The sequence below is a fragment of the Mesorhizobium sp. M3A.F.Ca.ET.175.01.1.1 genome (assembly GCF_004791945.1).
Taxonomy (GTDB): Bacteria; Pseudomonadota; Alphaproteobacteria; order Rhizobiales; family Rhizobiaceae; genus Mesorhizobium.
In genome coordinates, this window is the sequence record NZ_SRTP01000265.1 from 1 (window position 1) to 316 (window position 316).

Here is a 316-nt window from a genome sequence, read left to right on the forward strand (position 1 = left end):
CACCGTCGCCGGCCCGGCGGTGAGCACATAGACCTTGTCGGCCAGCGCGATGGCTTCCTCGAGGTCGTGGGTGACGAAGACGACGGAAGCCTTGGCCTCGGACCAGAGGCGCAACAGCTCCTCATGCATAAGCACACGCGTCTGCACGTCGAGCGCCGAGAACGGTTCGTCCATCAAGAGGATTTCAGGGCCGTTGATGAAGGTCTGGGCCAGCGCCTCGCGCTTGCGCATGCCGCCGGAAAGCTGGTGCGGATAGTGCTGTTCGAAGCGGCCCAGGCCGACGCGCGCCAGCCAGTCGCGGGCGGAAGCCTGGGCC

General features: G+C 66.8%; 1 protein-coding gene. It reads right to left on the reverse strand.

The window, feature by feature from the left end; all coding sequences use genetic code 11:
• Positions 1–316, reverse strand: a 316-nt coding sequence (locus EN818_RS31585; RefSeq protein WP_135906712.1) for an ATP-binding cassette domain-containing protein, incomplete at both ends; no start/stop codon positions are given.